The sequence below is a fragment of the Streptococcus parasanguinis genome, assembly GCF_001074805.1.
GTDB lineage: Bacteria > Bacillota > Bacilli > Lactobacillales > Streptococcaceae > Streptococcus > Streptococcus parasanguinis_A.
Map to the genome: position 1 here is coordinate 1 of NZ_JUPI01000094.1, position 289 is coordinate 289.

General features: G+C 54.3%; 1 protein-coding gene. It reads left to right on the forward strand.

Translation table 11 applies throughout. The features are described from left to right. On the forward strand, window positions 1-289 hold a 289-nt coding region (locus tag ADI76_RS06320; RefSeq protein ID WP_049515166.1), incomplete at both ends, for a hypothetical protein.

A 289-nucleotide genomic window follows, 5' to 3' on the forward strand; every position in this document is an offset into this window, starting at 1 on the left:
ACCAGAGAACCCAGCCTATACAGGTGTGGTGGAAGCCAAAGGGACACAAGAAGAAGGCCATGTTGGCGAAGCCCCTATTCAACCGGAGAACTCAACCTATACAGGTGTGGTGGAAGCCAAGGGGACACAAGAAGAAGGCCATGTTGGCGAAGCCCCTGTTCAACCGGAGAACCCAACCTATACAGGTGTGGTGGAAGCCAAAGGGACACAAGAAGAAGGCCATGTCGGCGAAGCCCCTGTTCAACCAGAGAACCCAGCCTATACAGGTGTGGTGGAAGCCAAAGGGACA